Below are 23144 nucleotides of genomic sequence, written 5' to 3' on the forward strand. Positions count from 1 at the left end.
TTTATGCTTCCTTTATCAGAGTCAGTTCTCGAGCCACATGTCCGTCTCCGACGACCTGCCCGTCAGAGAGCACAATACTGCGTTGCGCGCGCTCGGCTGAACGAGGGTCATGGGTGACGATGCAGATAGTGGCGCCTTCCTGATGCAGCTTATCGAGAATATTCAGTACCGCCTCAGCATTGTGGGAGTCCAGGTTACCGGTCGGTTCATCCGCCAAAATAATCGAAGGATTGCCCACGATAGCCCGTGCGACGGCCACGCGTTGCTGCTGCCCGCCAGAGAGCTGTGAAGGGTAATGGCGTCCCCGGTGAGACATATTGACCTTATCCAATGCCTCCGCAACCCTCTGCTGCCGTTCGGTTTTAGAGATATCCTTACGATAAGTCAGCGGCAATGAAACATTTTCTTCAATAGTCAAATCGCTGATGAGGTTAAATGATTGAAAGATGAAGCCAATATCGCGATTTCTCACCAGGGCTCGCTGCTTTTTAGAAATATTCTCTACATTATGCCCGGCCAACTGATATGTACCCGTAGAGGCCACATCAAGCAGACCCAAAATAGATAGCAGCGTTGACTTCCCACACCCAGAAGGCCCGGAAATCGCCACGTATTCCCCTTTGGAAATACTGAACGTAATCTTGCTCAGGGCATGCGTCTCAATTTCATCCGTCAAAAATATCTTATTCACATCAGTGAGTTCCACCAGTGATTCCGTCATGTTCATCTCCATCGCTTTATCCAATTAGCAGGCTTCTTTTGCAGGTGAGCCGGCATCATTTAGTAATCTCAATTTGATCTGCACCTTGCCAAGCGCTGCCGTCACTGAGAATAATTTTATCTCCCGCACGAAGTCCGCTGTTCACCTGAATATAATCCGCAGAACCTTGACCAAAGTTGACCTTCATTTTGGTTGCAGTACGTTCCTTTTCATCGAGTCGGTAAAGCATCGAAGGTAAATTATTTTGGGCGAAAGGTGGCCGCTCAACGTACAGGGAATCATTAATTTTTGTCACTGCGATTAAACCATCAACGCTCAGGTCGGGTCGGGCTTCTTGTGGCAGCGGTTGATTGAACGTAACATCCACTTTAACTGTGCCATTCGTCACGGCAGGATCAACCCGTGACAATACCCCCGTGAACTGGCTGCGTCCGGTATTAATGGTAACCTGTTGCCCAACGGCAAGATCGCGGGACTGTAATTCCGGTACTTTGAGTTCAGCATAAAGTTCCTTTTCTTTCGCCAGACGGGCGATGGTGGTGCCCATGGTGACTCGCTGTCCCACCTGTACTTTTACATCCTGCAAAATACCCTCTATCGGTGAGGTTACATTGAGCGAGTCGACTTCCTGCTGGCTTAGTAGCACCAGAGATTCCAGCTTATTAAGGCGCATAGCGCTTGCTTTAATATCAGCATCAATGCTCAGCTTGAGCGTTCTCAAACGTTTTTCCTCAAGTACCACCTGCTGACGATATTGTTCCGTATTGATACGTGTTGTCTCGTATTCAAGCATCGGAACTGCCGCAATATATTTCTTTTGCGCGGCAAGCCGCATGGTGGAGCTAAGTAACCGGCTTTTGGCATCCAGAACTAATGCTTCCTGACTTAGAATTTTATTTTGCAGCTCTGCGTTAGTTGCGTCAGTCTCTGCCCTGCGGGCATCAAGCTCGAGCTGATTTTCCTGCAATTTCTGTTCAAGCGTTGGATTGCTCATTCTGACCAATAACTGCCCTTTATTTACCTTCATCCCCGGCTTGTAAATGACTTCCTCCACACGGGCATCGACATTTGCGGCAATCCAATTAATATCACGGGGCAACAATACCCCGTTACCACGCACTTCAACCGAAAAACTTCCATATTGAACCTGCCCGACAGTAATACTCCCGCGAGAGATCTGATAGGGGGAAAAATGATAATTATAAATTGCAGCCAACGTAGCTAAAAAAATTGCACCGATAACAATAAATTTGCGGTGTCGCTTAAGTATGATTTTATTCCCTGGTTGTGGGATTGATATATCCATAATAGTAAGACCCTTTCAGATAACTTATCATAGTTATGCACAGAACATGCCAACTCCACAAATTTAATTAAATCATTGATATTAATGACATTATATATAATGAAATTAAAAGTAGCTCTACGGTTAAGAGTTCACTATCTCATTAATGGAACTGAAAATGGGAGGGCGAGACCTCCTTACCAGCTTTCAGGACGCCGTCCCACTTATGGTAAGTATTCCCAATATCGGAATATTCAGTCACTGACATTAATTACCGTGTTCCGAATATGGGACATTATTATCCCTCTAACGGGAGGTAATAGAAAAAAATAATAAAAAACAGTAATTTAAAAAAAATAAAAATATGGCATGACAATTGCTTAACCATTATGGGTATAAAAATTAGCTTTAAAAAAGTTCATCACTCAATATTTACGCATAAGGGGTGTGTATGTGGGAACGTAAACTATCAAACTCTGAAAAAACTCTTTTCACACAGAAAATAACCGAAGACTTGGATAATCGCCATTTGAGCATCTATGGTAAACACGCTCACACAGAAAAATCATTATGCATTGTTAAGGTTATTAACTATATTCTGGAGAATATTTCTGACGACATCATGCTTGAGGATCTGGAAAAGATATGCGGAAAAACTCGGTTTGATATTTGCCGTATATTCAAACATTTTTACGAGGTTACACCAATAAAGTGGATGTGGAAAGTCAGGTTGGCACTGGCCCGCGAGTTTATTCACTTAGCACCAGAATGGTCTTTGACGGATATCAGCTATGCTTGTGGGTTTTCGTCTCTGCCACATTTTTCCCGAAGCTTCAGCAAGACCTATAATGAGTCTCCGCTAAAATTCAAACAAAATGTCATCAGGACAATGCGCCCGGAAATAAAAAAAGAGCCCTCAGATTATGATTTAATTTTCGGGATAAAAAGAAATAACTTTTCAAGAAGCATGTTAATCAGCAACCTGCATTGCTTATAATTATCAATAAAAATCTTTGTACCATCTTTTATTATTCATTACACGCAATAACAACTTTGGTTCACAACACGATGAAAATTCCTCATGCAAAGTGTCTTTCAGAAAATTTGAAATATAATTAAAAACAACAGGGTCACGTAATGCGCCATTGTGGCCCTTTCCTTCTGTAACGATTAATTCACTTTTCTTCAATGAATGACTCAGTATTAGGGCTTCATCAAGTTCGATACTGAGATCATTTTTATCATGTAATATCATGACAGGTTGCGTTATTGAACCAATAAGCTCGGGACCAATAACATCAGGATGAACACCATAGCGTAGCTGATACAGTTTTTTCATCGATCCGGCAATACGCTTTGGCAGTTTATTATTACAGACATACCTGTCCATCATTTTTCCGTAACTGCATGGACTGCCGATTAAAATCAGTCTTTTAAAAAGCAGCCCCTGTAGGGCGGCCATGCAGCCAATTAAGCCTCCGGTCGAATGACCAATGATCACAGAAAAGTGACCATAATGTTTTTCTATCTCCATGACGGCCCGCGAGAGATCATAGAAAGATACTTTTTTTCCAGGGGAAATACCATGTGCAGGAAGGTCGGGCGCAAAAACCGAATAGCCTTTTTCCTGCAGCCGCTGCGCCATCTGTCTTAACATAATACTCCGGCCATCCCACCCGTGAAGGAGCAACACTTTTTCTGCCTGTGGAGCAGGTTGTGGATAAATGAAGACCTTAACAAAAGTTTTGCGCCATAAAAGCTCCTCCTGCACGCAACGACTTAGCAGCATGATCTCCCCCTGCTTATAGGGTAAAGGCCGGGTTTTTTCGAAAAGACGCAAAGCGTATAATGCGGATAGATAGGAGGACATTACATGCAAGGAATATAAGTCGAATAAACTTATTAATTTGCACGCCCGGGTATAATGCGTCGCGGGTCTTATTTTCGCCTTCATCAGCAATGTCGGGCGCAATCTCATAAAGACTAGAACTCGCAGGTAATTTTGGTGAACCAGCGATAAAAATAAAAGGACGGGGTAAAAGAAACTATAAAACATTTTCATTCCCTATTTTATTGGCCAGCCGCCAGTATTCTCTACCAAACGCGATAAAGTACACCACATTAAAGACTATAATCAGATTCATAATACTTTGTAGTTGCGAGAACTTACTCCAGCCAACCAGCAAAGTGACAACGGTCAGCAATTCGATGATAACTGTTAATACTAATACCCTTCTGGCTTGTTCTAATTGTTCCAGTAATGACTGAAGCGAGGCGACAAAAGAAGTCAGGAAAAATGTCGGTAACAGGATCAGTAAAATCTGGCTGCTGACGTCCTGAATCATTCTGTCACCGGACAGAATTCTTATCAGGCTCACTTCGGTGAAATAGACACCTAACGTCAGCAGAAGATAAATAATACAAATAAAAGCTAATCCTCGGTGTAGCAATTTTTTTAACTCTTCTCCGCTACTGATCGCCAGCCGCTGGTTAATTAATATCGCCAGCGCGGAACCACAGGCCACCGCGGGGATAACAATAAACATTCGAATCTTGGTAACAATCAGAAAACCGGCGACATACTGCTCCCCTAACGTTCCGATTAACGGGAATATCAGCAGTGAACTGAAAAATAACACTACTAAAGAGGCAAATATCGGCATCCCAACCTGAAACAGAAGCCCACTGAGACGCGGAATAAATGCACTCGGCCGGTCATCTTTCACATGACGGCCTGTGCGCCAGACCAACCAAAGAGCAACAGGGATAAGCAAAGCAGAAGCCAGCGAGTTTGAAATAATAATCGAATAGAAGCCTAATCCGTAAACCTGATAGCCGACGTAGCAAATCAGCGCATTCAGCACAATATACGCAATTACTAACAGCATGCTTAATGCGCTTTTCCCCTGCCCGCGGAGTGCACTGTTACACATCTCGAGCTGGATAAAAGGCAGCATGGAAATAAAATAGAGCGGTAATGCCGATGAATAAAATGCATTGCCGGCAACCGGCAACAGGATTTGCAAAAGAGAGGCGCAGAGCGCCGTCACGCCACTCAGCAGCGCCACAATCACGATACCAAGTGTCGCCAGCAGAGAGGTCGCCGCCAATACCTTTTGGCGGGACCATTGATTCAGCGAACGGGCACTGAAAACCTGATTTGTGATAGCCAGACACTCCAGAATAGCCAAGAATAAAAAACTGAAAGGCTGGAGCATCGAAAGCAAATAAATTGAACTAGTTTCTTTCCCGTGCCCCAGAATCGCGGTCTGAATGTTTTGCGAAAATGATACAGCTATCGCCACAACGATCATCGGCCAGGCTAATTTGAGCAGGTCGACGATATCTTTGCCCAGGCTGTGACGTTTTGGCAACGTCATTTCAGGTGAAGTATTCATACGATGACCTCCTGATTTTTAGACAGCGTGGTCACAGGCCCGGATGTGGTTTTGCCATATAAACTATAAATCATCATCGACAGGTAAGAGAGGCTGTGCGTCGAGCCTAATAAATAGCCATGTCCTCCCATCAGTTTTTCTGCCCGGTTTGTTAACATCGTGATCTGCCAGTGATCCGTTTCCGGGTCAGCAACATCTTGCGCCGAAAGGCGCATCTGCCATTGAATCAATAACACCTCTATCTGGCTGCTCAGATCGGCGAAATCCGCCTTCACTAACTGATGCCGAGTGGTTTTTACGCCAAAACTTTTTCGCACAGATAAATGCTTCCAGCTCGCGACAAGGATCTGGCTCAGGAGACCTAAGCGAGCCGCAAAAGAAGCCATAAGAGGGATCGTATTGTCGGTGATGGGTTCTGTGCCAGTGTGCTGCAATAAAATCCCGAGTGAAGCCAAAATACGATCAGACTCAGCGCGCTGATCCACACAGAATTCAGCTTCTGGTGCCAGCAGCTGATACCCGCCGCAAAATACACCGCGCGCCGGGTCGGCCCATTTCTGGCGCATCTGCCGAAAGGCTTCTGCCGGCTCACGGTCCCTAAACATAAAATAAAGACGAGTAAACTCTTCTTCAGACATCAGAGCTCTCCAGCTGCAAGTGTTGCTCAATCCATTGAATAAGTTTTCCGACCGTGGTGAATGCATCTTGGTTGATTTGATCAGGTTCAAACATCAACCCAGGGATTTTTTCTTCCAGTGTTAATAAGAACTGCACAAATAATACTGAATCAAGATCCAAATCTTCATTGAAATCGGTTTCCGACGTTATATTCATTTTTGTAGACATTACATCATTTAATGCATCATTAACGGATGACAGAATTTGTGACATGGTTTACCTCATTAATTTCGTTTTTTTCAATCAGGATACACGACATCGTTATCCCCATCCCCATAGCAACACAGAGAATTCTTTTTCCTTCAAATCTTTTTAATAAAGAAGACAAGTTAAATAAAATATCAGAACAATAAGCGTGTCCATATCTTGATATGTGTTCTGTAAAAAAATCACCCTTAAATTTCAATTTATCGGCAATACGATTGAGCATAGGGAAATCTATATTACCCGGAACAATCGCATCTATATGGTCGATGGTAAGGTTAAACCTATCCAACACGTAAAGATAAAAGTCATAATAATCTTGTTCGAGTGATGAAAAAAGCTCCCGCCGTCGGGAAGGCGTGATTTCTCTGTGATTATTATAAAATGAAGATAGATGTCGCACCGCTGTATTTTTGATTTGCCACTGTGATCGTCCTGCATTCAGGAGCATGGCAGCAGGAATTTCCGCCATAACACTATTATCAAGCTTATTAATATCACTGTGAAAAGCTTTTTCACCTGTGATGAGGATCATCGGCTGCTGGCTTTTCATTACCCGGTTTTTTAATAAATGAATCGCTGACAGAGCTGATGCGCAGTGGTTCAGGCTCACCGTTAACTTTTCCCAATGCCCTATTCCGCAACTGCTCGCTATCTCATCAAGCCAGCGGGCATCGAAGAAAGTATTATGCGTTTGTGTTTTTGCATAGACCAAATATCCCTGTTCCTTAGTGACATTTAGATTTGCAATCAACAGAGTTGAAAGGGTTTCCTGTAACATCACCGTATGGTCACCAGAAAACATTCCTACTGCGCTCAGAGAATAATAACGTTCAAGTACCTTACGCTCACCTTCTTTTAAATTATGTGATAATTCAAGCGTACTTAATGGTCTTAAAAAGATGCGTTCTGGCAACCAGCATAAATCATTAAGTGGCAACATATATTCTCACAGGGAATTATTATAAATTTGTTATAAACGCAGTCCATAATCCCAGAAAAAAAAACGTTTTTTTTGCCTGCAATTGCTCAAAGGCCAATAAATCCCATTTTTGAATCCCCAAAATGGAATATTGTGAATGTCTAGGAGGAACAACATTGATAAAAAATCGAGTTATCTACTTAATGAGTGCTTACAACTGGTATACCTTACTACCCGCCCACCGCCGAGCTTTACAAGTGGCAGGTGATGTAATTGCCGCCCCCCAAGCGATCGCCGGCTTGATAGAAATGGACACGCTGTGTCATGCACTCTGCCTACTGGACAGGACGATTATACTGAACTCACCGTATTGGCGGTATTAAGCACGTTGGCTATAAACCCTCCCACTATCCTACCGAGGGCTGGCAGAGAGTGGCTATCCGCGTAACATTGGATGAAACGCAGTTCTTCGGCCAGGCCGATACCCTGCTGTTTAGCGAAATTCTGGAAAAGTTTTACACCCAGTACGTCGATATTCGCCGGTTTACTCAGCTGACGGTTACGCTCAGTCAATCAGGCACGCAGTGGTCATGGCCTGAGCGTCGCTTAACGCGGATGCTGTTCTAATGAGCCAGGATAACTTCGACAACACCGAAAACCCAGACAACCACGCGCCGGCGTTCTGGCGGGACCGTGACGGCAATGACCGTGCTCACGCCTTCAACTTCTTCCGTTTTTGTAAGTTGCTCGAACAGCAGATGTCACGAAAACTACCGCTCGGCAGCACCTTTTCGCTCAAAGATGACGCCGTGCGCTTTCGGCCGCATCCGGGCATGGGTTTTCCGGTCAGCAAGCTTAAAGCGGTGCAGACGAACCCGAACCATCCGGATAACCCCCCACGGTGCGCACCACTTTTATGGACCTGTACGGCGTCGATTCGCCGCTGCCGAGCAGCTATGTCGATGACATCACCCAACGGCGCGAAGGCCATGAAGGGCTGGAAGCCTTTTAGACATCTTCAACCACCGGATGATGACCCAATTCTACCGCATCTGGCGTAAATACAGCTATCCCGACACCTTTGAAGCGGGCGGCATCGATAAAACTTCACGCAGCCTGATGGCGTTTACCGGCATCCCTGAAAGCGGCGACATCCCCGCGTCACGGTCGCTCGCAATGCTGCAATCGTTAGTCCGCACCACCCGTACCGCTGAGAGGATTGTAAGCGTGATCAACACCCAGGCGCCAAATACGCAGGTAACGGTGAAGCCTCACCAGGTAACCCGGATGCCGGCAGGCAAACGGGCGAGATTCTCGTTTTCCTAGCAACAAAGGCTGGGCGATCATCTGATCCTCGGCAGTCATACAGAAGATACGAACTACTGTATTGGCATAGAGATGTTCACCGAGGACCGATCAAGGCCAAAGGCTTGTTGCCCGGCGGGCAGCTACGCGAAGACGTCTTCATCCTGCTGCGTGTGTATCTGGGCTGCGACTACGACGCCAGCCTGAAACTCACTATCCCGATGAAGCTGGCTCCTCTACCGCGACTTGGGGACCGTTCGTTGCTGATGGGATATAACGTAGTGATGGGACTGCGGGAAGATAATCTGGATGACATGCCGGAGCAGGTGACGATGAAACTGGGTCGGATAAGGGATAAAAAACGTTGAAATAAAGAAAATGTTTACCGGTTAACGCTGGACGCCCTTTTCTGCCTAAATATTCAGCTTATCGCTGCCGATGTATCGGCTCTGAGAAAAACGGGAATATAGATCGCAACATCTGAGGTTGAGGTATTTGATACTCTGACGAGAACAACAAGGCACATTTCGATATACAGACCGAAGTCGTAAATATGCACTCAAAGAGGATCTTGCTAATGACGCAGCGTTACACACCGGAACAAGCCGAGCGGATGAAAAAAAGGCGATATTGGGTATACGTAGATGGCGAGCGTTTCAGCAGCGCAGCGGCTGCGAATAAATACGTGGGCGAGAACATTTTCCATGCCGCGTGGCGTGCCGACCTTATTGCTGAATCCGGCGGGGAGGCGATGCAGGTCGGTGATAGAACAAAGTCTGTCCGGCGCGGAGATCATACCGTTGTGCTGGAGCGTCGGGGTGACCTGTCGGATAAATCCGTCCGTGATTACAGCGCCGCACGTAGGAAGTTGTTGAATGCTGGCTGGCGCGATGATGAGCTTGACGAAATGGAGAATGGCGAGCTTTATGCGCAATATAAAAGCGAGTTAGAGCGTGAACGGCTATCGGTACCTCATTTTTCTAGTTTTGAAAAAAAGTACACCCGAGCGGAGATCCGCCCCGCACAGGGACGTTTCAGACGTGCAGTGATATCAAACTGGGAAAACCAGTGTGCTATTACCGGTACACGGCTCGCTCTCGAGGCTGCCCATATCGTTAGTCACGCTAGCGGCGGTAATGCGAGCGTTGAAAACGGAATCTGCCTCGCCGCGGATTTGCATACGCTGCTGGATTCCGGCCACCTGCTTATTCTTGATGGCATCATACGCCTGTCAGATGAAGCGAAAGACGACCTGCGTTATACAGCACTGGAAGGCACTATGCTGAGAATACCTCGCATCAAAGTCCGCTTCCCATTACTTTAACTAACATGAATTTAGAACTTAATGTCGTCATTCCGTTTCATCTACGATGCATCAAATGTGAGATTTCTACTAAGGAGAGAACATGTATCTGAAACACATCAGCGCACGCAACTATCGTGCCTTTGGAGATAGTACATCCACACCTGCACTCGACTGGGAGCTCAATCCGGGGCTAAACATCCTTGTAGGAGAAAATGATGCAGGGAAGACATGTATCGTTGATGCTATCCGCCAGGTGCTGCTGACGACCAGTTATGAAAACATCCGTCTCTTTGAGCAAGATTTTCACATTCACGGGGCAATTCGATCTAATACCCTTTGTATCGAAGCCACTTTGTGTGGGCTAAGTACCGATCAGGAAGCTTCAGTCCTTGAATGGTTGACACTTGGTGAAGACGGAGCTTGTTCGCTTATTCTGCATCTTGAGGCACGCTTTCACCCACCCCAAGCAACTAAGCGTTCACGTGTTGAAACAATTGTGCGAACTGGAGTAAATGGCAGTGGGCCAGAAGTGGGTTACGCGGTAAGAGAGCTGGTGCGAGCAACCTACTTAAGGCCACTACGCGATGCTGAGGCGGAGTTAAGTTCAGGGCGCCAATCACGTCTGTCCCAGATTCTTGGGGCCCATAACCTTATTGCTGGGCAAGAGGTAAACGACTTCGATCAGACAATGCCCGCTAACATTCCTACGCAACTAGTCGGTCTGATAGCGTTCACTCAGCACCACCTTGGTCAGCATCAAGTTATCAAAAGTGTAGAGAAGGACATCAACGACAACTACTTGAGCCAATTTGCATTTTCTGGAGATGCAATTCAGTCGCGCATCCGTATCGCACCTAATCTAGCGCTCACGCCTATTCTTGAGAAATTCGAGCTGTCGCTGCTTCCCGGAGCACACATTGATCCTGACGCTCGTTGCGCTCGCGGTCTTGGGTATAACAATGCATTGTTTATGGCTACTGAACTGGTGCTGCTGCGAGATGGCGAAGAACTGGGCCTCCTTCTCGTTGAGGAACCAGAGGCGCATCTCCACCCTCAGTTGCAAGAGCGCGTGATGGATCTCCTAAAAGAGCACTCTAACGATGATCAGGCGCATAAGCGGGTTCAGGTTATTATGACGACGCACAGCCCTTCTTTGGTATCAACTGCACGCATTGAAGATCTAACACTGGTGCACAAGGCACAGACCTTCCCTTTAGCTGTCGGCAAAACGAAACTAAAGCGTACCGACTACTCTTTCCTTCGCCGTTTTATCGATGCAACCAAAGCGAATCTATTTTTTGCACGCGGTGTCATGATGGTGGAAGGGCCTGCTGAAGCAATCTTGCTACCAGCTATTGCAGAGATGTGTGGTCGCTCATTCTCAAAGCACGGTGTATCACTTGTTAACGTTGGAAATACCGGGCTGTACCATTACGCCCGCATTCTCCAGCGAGAAGGTACCGGCCCGGATATCCCAATACCGGTCGTATGCCTGACAGACCGGGACATTGTGCCTGACGTAGCAAAAAGCTACGTCTCAAAACCCGCTCAGGGTAAGCGCTTCGATTCTGATTATGACGCCGATGAAATGAAGCAAGTAGTTCAAAACAAGAAGGACCGTGCGGAAGGCGGAAAAACGATCGTCTGCGTATCTGATCGTTGGACACTCGAATATGATCTTGCACACTACGGTTGCGCTAAGCTGATGTACCTAGCTATTTCCCTTGCCGTAAAAGCAAAGTCTCGCGATGAAAGGTTAGAGGAAAGCGACGAAATTGAGACACTTGCAGCGGAAGAAAAAAACTGGTTAGCACTGGAGGCTGCGGGTCACTCCGATGAAGCTCTCGCCGCAATTATTTATCAGCCTCTTCAAGAGAAAAAAGCGTCGAAAGCCATAGCAGCTCAGTATGCAGCTTATCTGGTTTGTACGGGCGCGTATGGCACGGATGACGAACTGTTCAATAAACTACCCCCATACGTGCAAACTGCACTATCACACCTGACGATAGACCCAAAATCCAAATCCTCAGCGGTGACAGGAGTTGTTACCGGAGCTGCCACATCGACTGGTGCAACTGCGGCGGCAGTAACAACAACCATGTCGGCAAGCTCTACCGTTCCGGCTAACGCGGCAACAAACGGTATTTAGGAGATCATAAATGAGTGCTGTCCATATCTCTCCAGACGACTTAGCCGAACTGACGACGCTAGCCAGAGATCTGAACTTCGACGATGCTGAACGTCGTTCTGCCCTACTTGAAAACGGATCGCGTGATTTTAATGCAGTACCCGGAAGTGGGAAGACATCGCTTCTTGCTGCAAAACTTTTGTTGCTGGCTAGGAAATGGCCTTATGCACGCCGAGGCATATGTGTTCTAAGTCACACTAACGTTGCTCGCGATGAGATTGCACATCGCCTCGCGGGAACGGTTGAAGGAGCTCAACTTCTGAGCTACCCCCATTTCATCGGTACTATCCATAGCTTCGTCAATCATTTTTTTGCAATGCCCTTACTGCGTAGCCTAGGAGAGAAGATTGATGTCATTGATGATCAGGTGTTCGCAGATAAAGCTCGTTCTCTACTGCTGACGAGAAAATTTTCAGGCCTTCGCATTTATCTGGAAAACCAGAGGAATGGTGAAGGTATCGCCACTACGCTCTTCTATCGAACGGCGGCGCTTAGCGTGCATGTTGAAAGTGGCAGCCTGCCCGCATCGCACACAAAATCATACAATTCATTGATAGAACTGAAAAATATGCTGGCGTGTCAGGGTATTTTTCGGCATCGTGACATGTTTGCATTTGCTGACCTTGCGCTTCAAACCTGCCCAAGGCTTCTTGATGTTATCCATCGTCGCTTCCCGATGGTTTTCATCGACCAAATGCAGGATACCTCCTGGGATCAAGAGTCCTTGTTAAATCGTATTTTCGATGGACGGTCAGTGATGCAGCGTTTTGGGGATATCGATCAGAAGATTATCTCTGATGAAGAACAAGCTGAATTACTCACATTCCCACGGGCTGGGTATGGATGTATAAGCACCAGCAAACGGTTCGGTAAATCAATTTCCGATGCTGTAGGGTGTGTCCGTGTCAGTGGCGAGGCTGTTGTTGGTGAGGCCGAAAATGTCCATGCCCCAGTCCTACTCTTGTACAAAACGGATAGTGCAATCAAAGTGGTCGAACGCTTTGGTCAAATCGTTATTGACCAATTGAGCGAAGACAACATTGGTGTGCGAGAGGTTAAGGCGATGAGCGCTCGCAAAACCGGTGAGAGCAACGTTGACGCAGGTCGTCATCTTCTTGATTACTGTCCAACCTATGGCGGAGATAAGTTTAGTGCAGGACTACGCTCCGAAAGTTTCTGGAGTCTCATCGGTGACAGTAAAGGGGCTTTGAAAGAAACATCTTTGAGTTCAAGAGTTTCTGACGTTCGCAGAGCGTTATTGATTATTCTGCGTGCATCTGGTGCATCGTGGGCGCAAGACATTCGTGATGCACGAGCACTTCCACGAGCTGCAAAGGCTGTTACACCCACGGGAACTATTGATAAGTTAACACGGCAGCTCGCATTGTCCGGGGAGGCACTTTGTGCAGATGGTCAGCGAGATGCACTGACAGAACTGCTATACATGCAACTTAAGCCATACCTTCCCGAAGAGATAAGCCTTGAAATATTTAAGGGACTGAGCACTTTCGAAGACGCTGGCAGGAGGGGGATACTAAACACTGCTTCCTCGGCGAAATGTGAAATTAGTTTTCAGGGGAGAAGCCTCGACATTGGACTCGGTACGGTTGCAGGGATGAAAGGCGAAACTCATGCCGCATCTTTAATCCTTGAATCCTACGGTGGGTCCAGTCGTAAGTTCGATGTTGCACTGGGGCTAGAGTATATTGCAGGAACAGCGGCCAAAAAAATTTCAAAGCTTCCTAAAACTCAACAGGCGCAAATGCGCAACCTTTACGTAGCAATGTCTCGACCTGCGAAATTGTTATGCCTTGCAGCGAACGAAAGCCGAGTTTCGCAGACTTTGCGTGATGCGCTTGTAGTTAAAGGATGGCATATAGAAGAAGTGACTTGAAAAAGTACATGCCAGCATGATGCATCAATTATCTTGATTAAGAAATGCCCGCTTCTTACTCGCAGCGACCGTTTTGTACACGAATGCTGGCAGCGTAGGGCCATACACGGGCATTACAAATAGCACCTTGTATTATCCAATAAAGCAAAGCAGTGGTTCACAGAACCCTTGTAATACATTCGATTAATATCTAGACATTCAGAAGGTTAGAGCCGCGACAAGGTAGTATTCCGGTCGACCAAGGACGATGTTGTTATCCAAAGATTTCCTTCGGAGCTGGTCTTCTCGATCACATCACGGACTTGAATGTATTGTTGAGTTGTAGAGTTGTAAAGTTGTAAAGTTGTAAAGTTGTAGAGTTGTAGAGTTGTAGAGTTGTAGAGTTGTAGAGTAAGGAAATAACCCGTCAGAGATTGCTGTGTTATATACAACAATTAAGATTAATTATTGTCATTATTAAAATGCCTTTGAACTGAGAAGCATTTAAGCCAGATTTAATTTGAAAGATACTGTTATAACTAACCGAAAACTGTCAGATCAGCTCTAAGTTAATACATGTTTTCTAGGTGATTTTCAAAGAACTGTTTTGAACCCGCCCCATTAAAGAGGCGGTGTTCCTCATAGCATAATACTATTTGGCATTTATCAACTCTAATAATGGAGCATCAGCCACATTATCTGGAATATATGGATCATCGTCATCTAAATTGATACCAATACAATCAACATCATTCAAGCCAATTTCCCATGCCCACCTAACAACTAACGTACTCATTTCTATTCCTAGACTGTCTTTTCGTGGAGAATCTGTAGTAATATTCTTTAACATTGCATCACATCCGAGATAAAATTTTCCGCAGGAATGATAAGCAGCAAGGAATCTATCAAGGTTGACATTGTTATCGGGAGTCATCGTGTTAATTCGGCTGATCATCGTCATTCTTTTAGTCATTGGAGCATTCTTCATATTCTCAGATATCAGTACTCTATAATGAGCTGGTTTTTTAACTGAGATACCTTTGACGATACAAACACGTAATCTGGATTTATTATCTGATAAGCCTACAGATGATATAAGATCTTTAAAAATATCTTCACCCACACCGGAGTCTTTAAATAACAGATATAATCCTGGGTGACATGCTTTGAATTGAACGAAGCCCACCCCTTTCCAGCGTGTTCTATCCCACAGACGAGGTTTGATTAGACTTTGTATGGAATAATCTTTATGTGTTATATTTTCGGAATTAAGTTCCTCTTCAGGCATTCTTCCTTTTCCAAATGTTGGATCATTTATACCCTCGATCTCCAACACTTTCGGAAATTCACTATCCCAGGATTTATCTCTTAGAAGAGGGTAAGTTTTCTTTTCAGCACTTGTGGAATGAATTTTCTTAATTTGTTGATCAATATCATTTCCAAGAACATTTTCAATAGCTTTGATACAGGCACCGAAACTAATTGCTCTGTCGAATGCAGCATCTTCGAATATCATTTTTTCAATGTATTCTGTATTTTTTATAAAAAATAATTCGGGGACAAGATCAAATACTATTTTCTTGAATTCATTGGTGATTTTTCGTTGAACATCGATTATAAAATCACTTGCATCAAAACCAGAACAATTTATTGTAAGATTTAGTTTTCCACTATTGCTATTTATTTCATGTGATAAGGATAAGTCATCTTCGTCATCTGCTATTACTTCAATAATTAAAAATGCTTCTTTTAGATGGATGTTATCAATCGCACAAGTTGCAAAAGCACTCTCTAAAAGTGATAAGACATTAGTTGAAAACTCTATAAATGGTGACCGATTCGGAAAGTTAATTTCTATGGTGCATCCAAAAATAAAAGATGTATATACTCCTCGTTTGTCATGGTTATCTTTTATGCCTTGACTATTAAATCCTGCATCAAAGTCACGTATTTTTTGCAAAAAATCATTATTATCACAATCTGCAATAACATCGTACTCACGCTCAAAATCTTCAATATAACCTAAAGCATATTTAAGACATCCCGATGATACAAAAAGTCCTAATCTATCCAGTTCATCAGGAATATTACTCTGTAGATTTATTTTCTTTAGATCAGTGTTCAAAATAAGTTGGCTTATGTAAAAATCAATTTGCTGATTTTCTTTATCACCGAACGAGCTATCACTGATATTCTGGTTAATTATTAAAAACAATTCATACCATAAAATGGCATGTGCTAATTTTCCTATTTTTATTTCCGTTAGGCATAAGCTATAATAAATCTCAACCTGCTTTAATGATATCTCATCATACTTCCAGTAGTTATCTGTAATCAAAGAAGCGGATAGAAGCAAGCATGAACGTGAACTCCATAGCAACCCAATGGATTCGTAAGCATAAGCTATTGCTTTTAATGCTAATATAAGTTTATCTCGTGATTCCTCTTTATAGAGTGGAATAAAAGATTTTCCTAAATACTTGATTGCCTGATAAGGGTGACCATTTTGAATTCTCTTTATGCCTCTTCGTAGATTTAATAATGCCCCTTTAACTTCACCGCCTCTAAGAGCGGATTGCTCAGTCATATAGTCTAATAAATTCTCATATGCATCAACCTCGAAAAAAATGTCATCTAGTTCGTTCAAAAGTTGGAAGTTTTTCTCAAAGGGATAGCCTATTAAATTTCCACTACTTTTAAAAATTTCATGTAACTCTTCAAATACAACCGAAGCATCTTCTACATCTGAAAACGTTGTCATTTTATAAATGGCTTTGTGAGTTCTCGCTGTAAGTGCATTACTGGGACGAGATTCATCGTCAGATATCTCATCTAGTTTAGCGAGCATATTACGTTCGATATTCTCAATGTCGATTGTAGATGTTGCGTTGTTAAGTCTAATATAACTTTTATGGACTGTTACTAAGTTTAAAACTTTCTCCCATTTTGAGGAGTTAGTTGATGATGCTATACATTCATACGCTAATTGAAGATTTTCTTCGAAAAGGTTAAAATCTTCCATCCAAAAATGGGCCTTCCAAGCGTATTGATAATACGCATCCAGCAATTGTTGGTTTGTACCAAATTTTTTTGAGATTTTTATAGCTCTTTCAAATAGACCTTGTGTTTCAATTATCGCTTTTTCAAGCTCAGCGCTTAACTCTGCAACTTCTAAGAAAAAATCCACTTGCTCATATGAAATTCCAGCAGGGTTTATTTCCCCTCTAATATACTCGGTTAGTTCTTCATATTTTTTGTGCTTCTTATAATCATTTTCTCCAAAAATAACTTCTCTATTATATTGTGTTGGAACCGATAATGTATCAATGACCAATTGCTCGAAATGATTTTTGTAGATTTGATCTAGTATCCAATTAATATCTAATATACGGACATCTATTCCTGTTTGTGTTTTTAAGGTATCTTCAACCTCTGAACGAATATTTGACTTAGCCGATTGATTTGTTACGCAAAATATTTTTTTATAACCACGAGCTGTTTCTTTTATTTTAAGCACATCTTCATGACATTTTTTCTTCCAGTCTTTACGTGTACTTACCGCAAAGGCCCAGCGTTCTTTATTTGATGTTTCATTAACACCTTCGAACCAAAGAAGCTTATTTTGTTCCGAAACAGGGAATGTTTGTGTGTCAGTTTTACCATCCCCCCCAGCTACAGGACCTGTCTGTTCAAGGAGATTAGGGCAAATTATTTTCTCACATATTCTTTTAGCAAAATCTTCGAATTGTAATTCTTGATTTCTTGTATTTAGAGTAGAAAGAAAATGCTCAAGTACAACTCTATCTAAAGACCCTGTCTCTCGGATCGTTGAATCAGAAAATTTTTCAGGGCGACGACGCTTTAGAAATTCTTTAGATGAAAATTTGGCTTCCTGTACTTTCATGATTGTTATGCTCCATTTGTCACCAACATCAAAACCTTGTGTTTATTCACTGGAATTATTATTCATACTGTTTTTTTGAATAAAACACCAGTAGTGTGCTATGTTCAGACAAGCTAGCTATGTAATCACTATACCACTGCATCATTTCTCGCCTCCCTTCCAGATACTGTGCATGGTTGTAAGCCCCACGAACCGCGTTTTAATCCACATGTGCAAGCTGTGACCCAATTTACGTCGAGCTACAGCATTGCTTATAGCGATAGATGCTCATCCTGCAGCTGCAGAAAATTTATGCCTTTTTACGAATATTTACTGCGATTCCCCTAGCCGCCAACCCATCCACATATTCCCCATACCACTGCAACATCTCCCTACGCTGCTCCAAGTACTGCGCATGGTTGTATGTGCCACGAATGGTATTCTTATCCACATGCGCTAGCTGTAACTCAATCCAAGCCGTGTTATAGCCTTGTTCATGCAAGATAGTACTCATCGTGTGCCTGAAGCCATGACCTGTCGCCTTCCCGTGATACCCAATCCTTTTTAGTACCTGATTGATACTCGCTTCGCTCAATGGCTTGGTGATGTCGTTACGCCCAGGAAATACAAGGTTATAACGGCCCGTCACTGCCTGGATCTCTCGCAGTGCTGCCACAACTTGATCAGATAGTGGTACAAGGTGAGGACGGCGCATCTTCATCCTTTCAACCGGTACTTCCCAAACTCGCTTGTCGAAATCAAACTCTTTCCATTCAGCCATGCGAAGTTCAATAGTACGAACTCCCGTTAACATCAGAATTTTTGTTGCTAGCCGAGTTATTGGGCTACCCGAATAAGCGGCGAGAGCCTCTAAGAAGGCAGGAAGTTCATCCGCTAACAGATGAGGGTAGTGCACAGATTTTGGCGGGGTTAACGCACTTGCCAGCTCTGAGGCAGGGTTAGTTTCAGCCCGACCGGTGACAATTGCATAGCGAAATACCTGATTACAGGCCTGGCGGATTTTGCGCAGTTTGTCTAATACACCACGTTTTTCGAGTTTACGAAGTGAACTGAGAATCTCCAGAGGCTTTATCTCTGCAATTGGGCGCTTACCGATATCCGGGAAGATATCGTTTTCAAACGCTTCCATAATGTCTTCAGCGTAACCCTTCGACCAGTTAGGGCGCTTGTACTCATGCCACTCCAGTGCGATAGCTTTGAAGGTGTTTTCTACCGTCGCTTTGCGAGCTTGTTTCTCAACCTTTTTCTGTTCACTGGGATCAATAGCGTTAGCGACTTGCCGTTTAGCTTCATCTCTGCGTTGTCTGGCTTCAGATAACGAAATCTCTGGATAGATACCTAACGCCAGCATCTTTTGTTTACCGTCAAAGCGGTACTGTAAGCGCCAGTATTTAGATCCATTGGGATGAACCATTAAATGCATTCCTTCGCCATCGGTAAGCTTGTAAGGCTTATCGGTAGGCTTTGCACTTCTTACCTTTACATCGGTTAATGCCATTTAAGGCCCTCCGTTGCTGGCTGTTGGTACAAGATTTTATTGAACGGGGATGTACCATCACATATACCAACAGATACTACTTGATGCTGGTAGATGTAGGTAGACTTGCAGAGAATCTCGACGCACTAAAATCAACCAACTTGCTGAATTTTAGGCATAAAAAAAGACGCCGATTGACGTCTATTTACTTCGAAATGGTACGCCCTACAGGGCTCGAACCTGTGACCTACGGCTTAGAAGGCCGTTGCTCTATCCAACTGAGCTAAGGGCGCATTGCTTGTCCCAAATTGGGAGCGTTGCGGGTTCGGATTATACGGGCAGACCGGGTTGAGTCAATGGCTTTCGAACTCTCTGCTTAATGCCTGAACAATTTGCAGATATTCCCGGTATGCCGGCTAAGACTCTATGGCCAGTGGCGGCTATTTTTCATGCTCTGATTTCAGTGCGGCGGTGATAACACGCGCGGAGGAATGGTACGCCACACTTTCGTAAGCGGTCAGTTCGGGCTGCAATGTTTGTACGATGCCGTTTTTGCCAATCACCGCAGGTTGCCCGATGTACACGCTAAGTTCTTCATCCCACGCAGAAACCGGGTAAACACTCTGCGCATTCGACAATACAGCATCTACCAGACGCGCTGTCGCTGTCGCGATGCCAAAACTGGTCCAGCCCTTCCCTTGCAGAATTTCCCAGCCCCCCCCGCGAACGGCATCGTTCATTTTTGCCCAATCAACGTCGCGATCGCGGGCCAGTTCAGCGACCGGACGTCCGCCGAGCGTGACGGTGCTCCAGGCGACAAACTGCGATTCGCCGTGCTCGCCCATCACGTAGCCGGTGACGCTTTTCGGATCAAAGCCAAAAAACTCGCCGACGACGCGCTTCATTCGTGCGGTGTCCAGAGACGTGCCTGTGCCAAATACCTGTGAATCCGGCAGACCGCTGGTTTGCTGGATTATCTGGGTGATCACATCACACGGGTTGGTGATATTGATAATAACGCCACCAAAACCGCTGGCGATGACACGAGGAATGACGCCACGAACTGCCGCACGGGTTTCGGCAAGCTCTTCAAGACGATCTTCACGTAACAGCGTTTTAGGGCCGACGGAGATAATCAGAACGTCGGCGTCATGCAGTTCACTGTAATCGTTAGCGATAACCTGAACGCGAGAAGCTGTCAGTGAAGCCATATCGCGCAGTTCGAGCGACTGACTGGCGGCCTTCTTTTCATTTTCATCCAGCAGAACAATGATGTCGCACAAACCCTGCGTGACCAATGAAAACGCGACGTCAGCACCCACGTGCCCGGCACCGATGATTCCCACTTTACGTGTCATTTATTCCTTTCCTCATGATTTAAAAAGAGTCACATCTAAAATAGACACTTTTTTCGCCACTGTCCCAGGTTAAATTCTCATCCGCTGATAACAAGTTATTCGCATTCAACGCCTGACAGCGCCCGTCGCTTCTGACAAAATAGAGACATCCCCCTGCATTTTTTAATTGATGGATTTACTCCCTGATGGCAGCAAAGATTATTGACGGTAAAACGATTGCGCAGCAAGTCAGAAACGAAGTTGCAGCGCGTGTTCAACAACGACTGGCGGAAGGGAAACGTGCTCCCGGGCTGGCTGTCGTGCTGGTGGGTGAAAATCCGGCATCGCAGATTTATGTCGCCAGCAAGCGCCGTTCCTGTGAGGAAGTCGGGTTTATCTCCCGCTCTTACGATTTACCGGCAACCACTACTGAAGGCGAATTGCTCGGGCTTATCGATCAACTGAATAACGACGGTGAAATCGACGGTATTCTGGTTCAGCTTCCGCTCCCAGCGGGCATTGATAACATCAAGGTGCTCGAACGTATTCATCCGGACAAAGACGTTGACGGGTTCCATCCGTATAACGTGGGCCGTTTGTGCCAGCGCGCGCCAACGCTGCGCCCTTGTACGCCACGCGGTATCGTGACCCTGCTCGAACGTTATGGCGTTGATACTTTCGGGCTAAACGCCGTGGTGATCGGCGCATCCAATATTGTTGGCCGTCCGATGAGCATGGAGCTACTGCTGGCGGGTTGCACCACGACGGTAACACACCGATTCACCAAGAATCTGCGCCATCACGTCGAAAACGCCGATCTGGTTGTGGTTGCCGTCGGAAAACCGGGTTTTATTCCGGGCGAATGGATTAAACCGGGCGCGATTGTCATTGATGTCGGTATTAACCGCCTGGAAAGTGGTAAAGTTGTCGGCGATGTGGAATATGATGCCGCCGCTGAGCGTGCTTCCTTTATCACACCGGTGCCGGGCGGTGTTGGCCCGATGACGGTCGCGACGCTGATCCAGAATACCTTGCAGGCTTGCGAGGAATATCACGACATCAGCGCCAATAAGTCTTAAACAAGTAGCACTACACAAAAAGTCAGGAATACATGGAAACTTTTTTTCTCGAAAAACATCCGCACGTTGAACTGTGCGACCTGCTCAAATTTATGGGCTGGTGTGACAGCGGCGGTACCGCGAAATCGGTGATTGCTGAAGGCCAGGTTAAGGTCAACGGTAAAGTCGAAACCCGTAAACGCTGCAAAATCGTTGCTGACCAGAACGTTGAGTTCGCCAGCAATAAAGTCGTGGTGAAGGCGTCCGAATAATCTTCTGACCCAACCCGCTTAGAAAAAATGCCCTGCACGCTTTTCGCTGACAGGGCATTTTTTATGTCTGCTTTACGACAAACCGCGGGCTACGGAGCCTGGGTGACCCACAAAAGCGGCCAGTCGCCACCGCTGCTGTAACCATCACAACTTGGCTCAGACGCAAAAGCTGCCAGACGGAACGCTTTGCCATCGAAGATCCAGCGTGAAGACACACCGCAATCGCCGACGCCACGGCCTTTATCATAAGTTGTCAGCAATCCGGTTTTCGGATCGAAATCGGCATTAATCAGTTCCGGGGACTGATCGTCTTCGCCCAGTTTAAACGGCATGCTCAGCGCCAGATCGTCCATTTTATACGGCGACTGACGTGAGACCAGGAACCCCAGCGCATAAAGGTTATACGCACCCATATCGCAGTTCACCGTCATCAGCGCTTTGTCGCTGCTGAGGGCAAAGATATGCACTTCACGTTCCGACGGGTCGAGGCTGCAATCGTTATTCTCGATCGTAGTCGCGGCATTCTGTGTAATCGCCGAAATCTCAGTTTCAGACAACGCATGAGGTTCGCTGAAGCGCGGCAGAACTGGCGTGCCTGGGATCGGCGGAACGGTATTCACCGGTTTAGTGCCACGGTTCGCCCAGGCCGTTTTCGTACCCACACGCCCCTGTTGTGCATCGATTGCCAGCAAAGCAGCCTTCATGCCTTTGAGTGAAATAACCGGTCTTACCGGCTGTGAATTATCTGCTTTACCGGCCAGTTGAATACTGCTTCCTTCACGGATAGCGGCAATAAAATCATTAACAACCAATCGGTTACTGGTAGAAAGGTGTGTTTTACTGACATCCCATTCACGATGATTAAAACTCAGTGTTTTGCCATTCATTTGCAAACGGTTGGCAATCGGCGACTCTGAAGAAGGTTCATTGCTGTTGCGCTGATAATCGATACTGATAGTCGATTTCCCTTCCGGCCCGGCTTCACGGGTCATCTTCATCACCAGCTCCTGCCCGTCCTGAGAGTTTCGGGCGACACAGTGATTGAGATTGTCACAACTGACCTGCCAGTCGTTATAAATAGCCTGCGTAGGCTCGGCCTGCACACTAAAAGCCAGTATTCCGGCCAGAAGGCATAAAGGGGCGGTAATCCATCTGCTCATTATGAGTTTCTGCTCTGTTCGAAATTATCTTTTTTGATAATAGCGTAACAACCGCC

The 23144-nt window shown here is 45.3% G+C and carries 20 protein-coding genes, 1 tRNA gene and 2 pseudogenes; 10 read left to right on the forward strand and 13 right to left on the reverse strand.

The window, feature by feature from the left end; genetic code table 11:
• Window position 1: 1 nt before the first annotated feature.
• Together ACM5QY_RS21560 and ACM5QY_RS21565 are read right to left on the reverse strand one after the other, a co-directional pair.
• Window positions 2-721: an ABC transporter ATP-binding protein gene (locus ACM5QY_RS21560; RefSeq protein ID WP_416122613.1), complete on the reverse strand. Its 720-nt coding sequence runs from the start codon at window positions 719-721 to the stop codon at window positions 2-4.
• 55 nt (window positions 722-776) lie between these two features.
• The gene (locus tag ACM5QY_RS21565; RefSeq protein WP_416122614.1) at window positions 777-2027 is read right to left on the reverse strand and encodes an efflux RND transporter periplasmic adaptor subunit; all 1251 of its coding nucleotides are present in this window, start codon (window positions 2025-2027) and stop codon (window positions 777-779) included.
• 430 nt (window positions 2028-2457) lie between these two features.
• Here ACM5QY_RS21565 and ACM5QY_RS21570 point away from each other — a divergent pair, with 430 nt between their 5' ends.
• Window positions 2458-3003 (forward strand): helix-turn-helix transcriptional regulator, encoded by a 546-nt coding sequence (locus ACM5QY_RS21570; protein ID WP_416122615.1) that lies wholly within the window; start codon window positions 2458-2460, stop codon window positions 3001-3003.
• Window positions 3004-3006: 3 nt separating this feature from the next.
• Here the strand turns inward: ACM5QY_RS21570 and ACM5QY_RS21575 are convergent, their stop codons facing one another.
• From ACM5QY_RS21575 to ACM5QY_RS21595, 5 genes are all read right to left on the reverse strand, one after another.
• Window positions 3007-3795 carry an alpha/beta fold hydrolase gene (locus ACM5QY_RS21575; RefSeq protein ID WP_416122616.1) on the reverse strand — a complete coding sequence of 263 codons (789 nt, stop codon included), beginning with the start codon at window positions 3793-3795 and terminating at the stop codon, window positions 3007-3009.
• A gap of 256 nt (window positions 3796-4051) precedes the next feature.
• On the reverse strand, window positions 4052-5386 hold the full coding sequence (locus ACM5QY_RS21580) for an MATE family efflux transporter (protein ID WP_416122617.1): 1335 nt from the start codon (window positions 5384-5386) through the stop codon (window positions 4052-4054).
• A gap of 14 nt (window positions 5387-5400) precedes the next feature.
• The gene (locus tag ACM5QY_RS21585) at window positions 5401-6042 is read right to left on the reverse strand and encodes an acyl-CoA dehydrogenase family protein (protein WP_416122618.1); all 642 of its coding nucleotides are present in this window, start codon (window positions 6040-6042) and stop codon (window positions 5401-5403) included.
• Complete coding sequence (locus ACM5QY_RS21590; protein ID WP_416122619.1) at window positions 6035-6295, reverse strand: acyl carrier protein; 261 nt, start codon at window positions 6293-6295, stop codon at window positions 6035-6037. The genes ACM5QY_RS21585 and ACM5QY_RS21590 overlap by 8 nt, the downstream gene beginning before the upstream one ends.
• A complete protein-coding gene (locus ACM5QY_RS21595; RefSeq protein ID WP_416122620.1) occupies window positions 6270-7229 on the reverse strand; it encodes a 3-oxoacyl-[acyl-carrier-protein] synthase III C-terminal domain-containing protein in 960 nt (319 codons plus the stop codon). Before ACM5QY_RS21595 ends, ACM5QY_RS21590 begins: the two co-directional genes overlap by 26 nt.
• 357 nt (window positions 7230-7586) lie before the next feature.
• Here ACM5QY_RS21595 and ACM5QY_RS21600 point away from each other — a divergent pair, with 357 nt between their 5' ends.
• From ACM5QY_RS21600 to ACM5QY_RS21630, 7 genes and pseudogenes are all read left to right on the forward strand, one after another.
• Entirely contained in the window at window positions 7587-7835 is a 249-nt protein-coding gene (locus tag ACM5QY_RS21600) for a type VI secretion system baseplate subunit TssF (RefSeq protein WP_416122953.1), read from the forward strand.
• Window positions 7835-8269, forward strand: a complete 435-nt coding sequence (locus ACM5QY_RS26520; protein WP_463366393.1) for a type VI secretion system baseplate subunit TssG — start codon at window positions 7835-7837, stop codon at window positions 8267-8269. Before ACM5QY_RS21600 ends, ACM5QY_RS26520 begins: the two co-directional genes overlap by 1 nt.
• Window positions 8238-8534, forward strand: coding sequence for a type VI secretion system baseplate subunit TssG (locus tag ACM5QY_RS21610; RefSeq protein ID WP_463366394.1), 297 nt, complete (start codon window positions 8238-8240; stop codon window positions 8532-8534). The genes ACM5QY_RS26520 and ACM5QY_RS21610 overlap by 32 nt, the downstream gene beginning before the upstream one ends.
• A 72-nt stretch (window positions 8535-8606) precedes the next feature.
• Window positions 8607-8881, forward strand: a pseudogene (locus ACM5QY_RS21615) (type VI secretion system baseplate subunit TssG).
• Between the two features lie 209 nt (window positions 8882-9090).
• Entirely contained in the window at window positions 9091-9837 is a 747-nt protein-coding gene (locus ACM5QY_RS21620; protein WP_416122621.1) for an HNH endonuclease, read from the forward strand.
• A gap of 82 nt (window positions 9838-9919) precedes the next feature.
• Window positions 9920-11968, forward strand: coding sequence for an ATP-dependent nuclease (locus tag ACM5QY_RS21625; RefSeq protein WP_416122622.1), 2049 nt, complete (start codon window positions 9920-9922; stop codon window positions 11966-11968).
• A gap of 10 nt (window positions 11969-11978) precedes the next feature.
• Window positions 11979-13901 carry a UvrD-helicase domain-containing protein gene (locus ACM5QY_RS21630; RefSeq protein ID WP_416122623.1) on the forward strand — a complete coding sequence of 641 codons (1923 nt, stop codon included), beginning with the start codon at window positions 11979-11981 and terminating at the stop codon, window positions 13899-13901.
• Between the two features lie 631 nt (window positions 13902-14532).
• On the opposite strand, the gene ACM5QY_RS21635 is transcribed toward ACM5QY_RS21630, so the two are convergent.
• The 5 genes and pseudogenes from ACM5QY_RS21635 to ACM5QY_RS21655 form a co-directional block, all read right to left on the reverse strand.
• Window positions 14533-17784 (reverse strand): hypothetical protein, encoded by a 3252-nt coding sequence (locus tag ACM5QY_RS21635; protein ID WP_416122624.1) that lies wholly within the window; start codon window positions 17782-17784, stop codon window positions 14533-14535.
• A gap of 58 nt (window positions 17785-17842) precedes the next feature.
• Window positions 17843-18013: pseudogene (locus ACM5QY_RS21640) on the reverse strand (integrase); the annotation flags it as partial.
• A gap of 60 nt (window positions 18014-18073) precedes the next feature.
• Entirely contained in the window at window positions 18074-19282 is a 1209-nt protein-coding gene (locus ACM5QY_RS21645; protein ID WP_416122625.1) for a tyrosine-type recombinase/integrase, read from the reverse strand.
• A gap of 195 nt (window positions 19283-19477) precedes the next feature.
• Window positions 19478-19554 (reverse strand) — tRNA-Arg (locus tag ACM5QY_RS21650).
• A 147-nt stretch (window positions 19555-19701) separates the two neighbouring features.
• Window positions 19702-20619 (reverse strand): L-lactate dehydrogenase, encoded by a 918-nt coding sequence (locus tag ACM5QY_RS21655; protein ID WP_416122626.1) that lies wholly within the window; start codon window positions 20617-20619, stop codon window positions 19702-19704.
• A 185-nt stretch (window positions 20620-20804) separates the two neighbouring features.
• On the opposite strand from ACM5QY_RS21655, the gene folD reads away from it, so the two are divergent.
• Window positions 20805-21677 carry a bifunctional methylenetetrahydrofolate dehydrogenase/methenyltetrahydrofolate cyclohydrolase FolD gene (gene folD / locus ACM5QY_RS21660; protein ID WP_416122627.1) on the forward strand — a complete coding sequence of 291 codons (873 nt, stop codon included), beginning with the start codon at window positions 20805-20807 and terminating at the stop codon, window positions 21675-21677.
• A gap of 32 nt (window positions 21678-21709) precedes the next feature.
• Window positions 21710-21928, forward strand: coding sequence for a ribosome-associated protein YbcJ (ybcJ, locus tag ACM5QY_RS21665; RefSeq protein WP_416122628.1), 219 nt, complete (start codon window positions 21710-21712; stop codon window positions 21926-21928).
• Window positions 21929-22017: 89 nt separating this feature from the next.
• Here the strand turns inward: ybcJ and ACM5QY_RS21670 are convergent, their stop codons facing one another.
• Window positions 22018-23088: a DUF1176 domain-containing protein gene (locus ACM5QY_RS21670; RefSeq protein WP_416122629.1), complete on the reverse strand. Its 1071-nt coding sequence runs from the start codon at window positions 23086-23088 to the stop codon at window positions 22018-22020.
• Between the last annotated feature and the right edge of the window lie 56 nt (window positions 23089-23144).

It is taken from the genome of Rahnella sp. PCH160 (genome assembly GCF_047784855.1).
GTDB lineage: Bacteria > Pseudomonadota > Gammaproteobacteria > Enterobacterales > Enterobacteriaceae > Rahnella.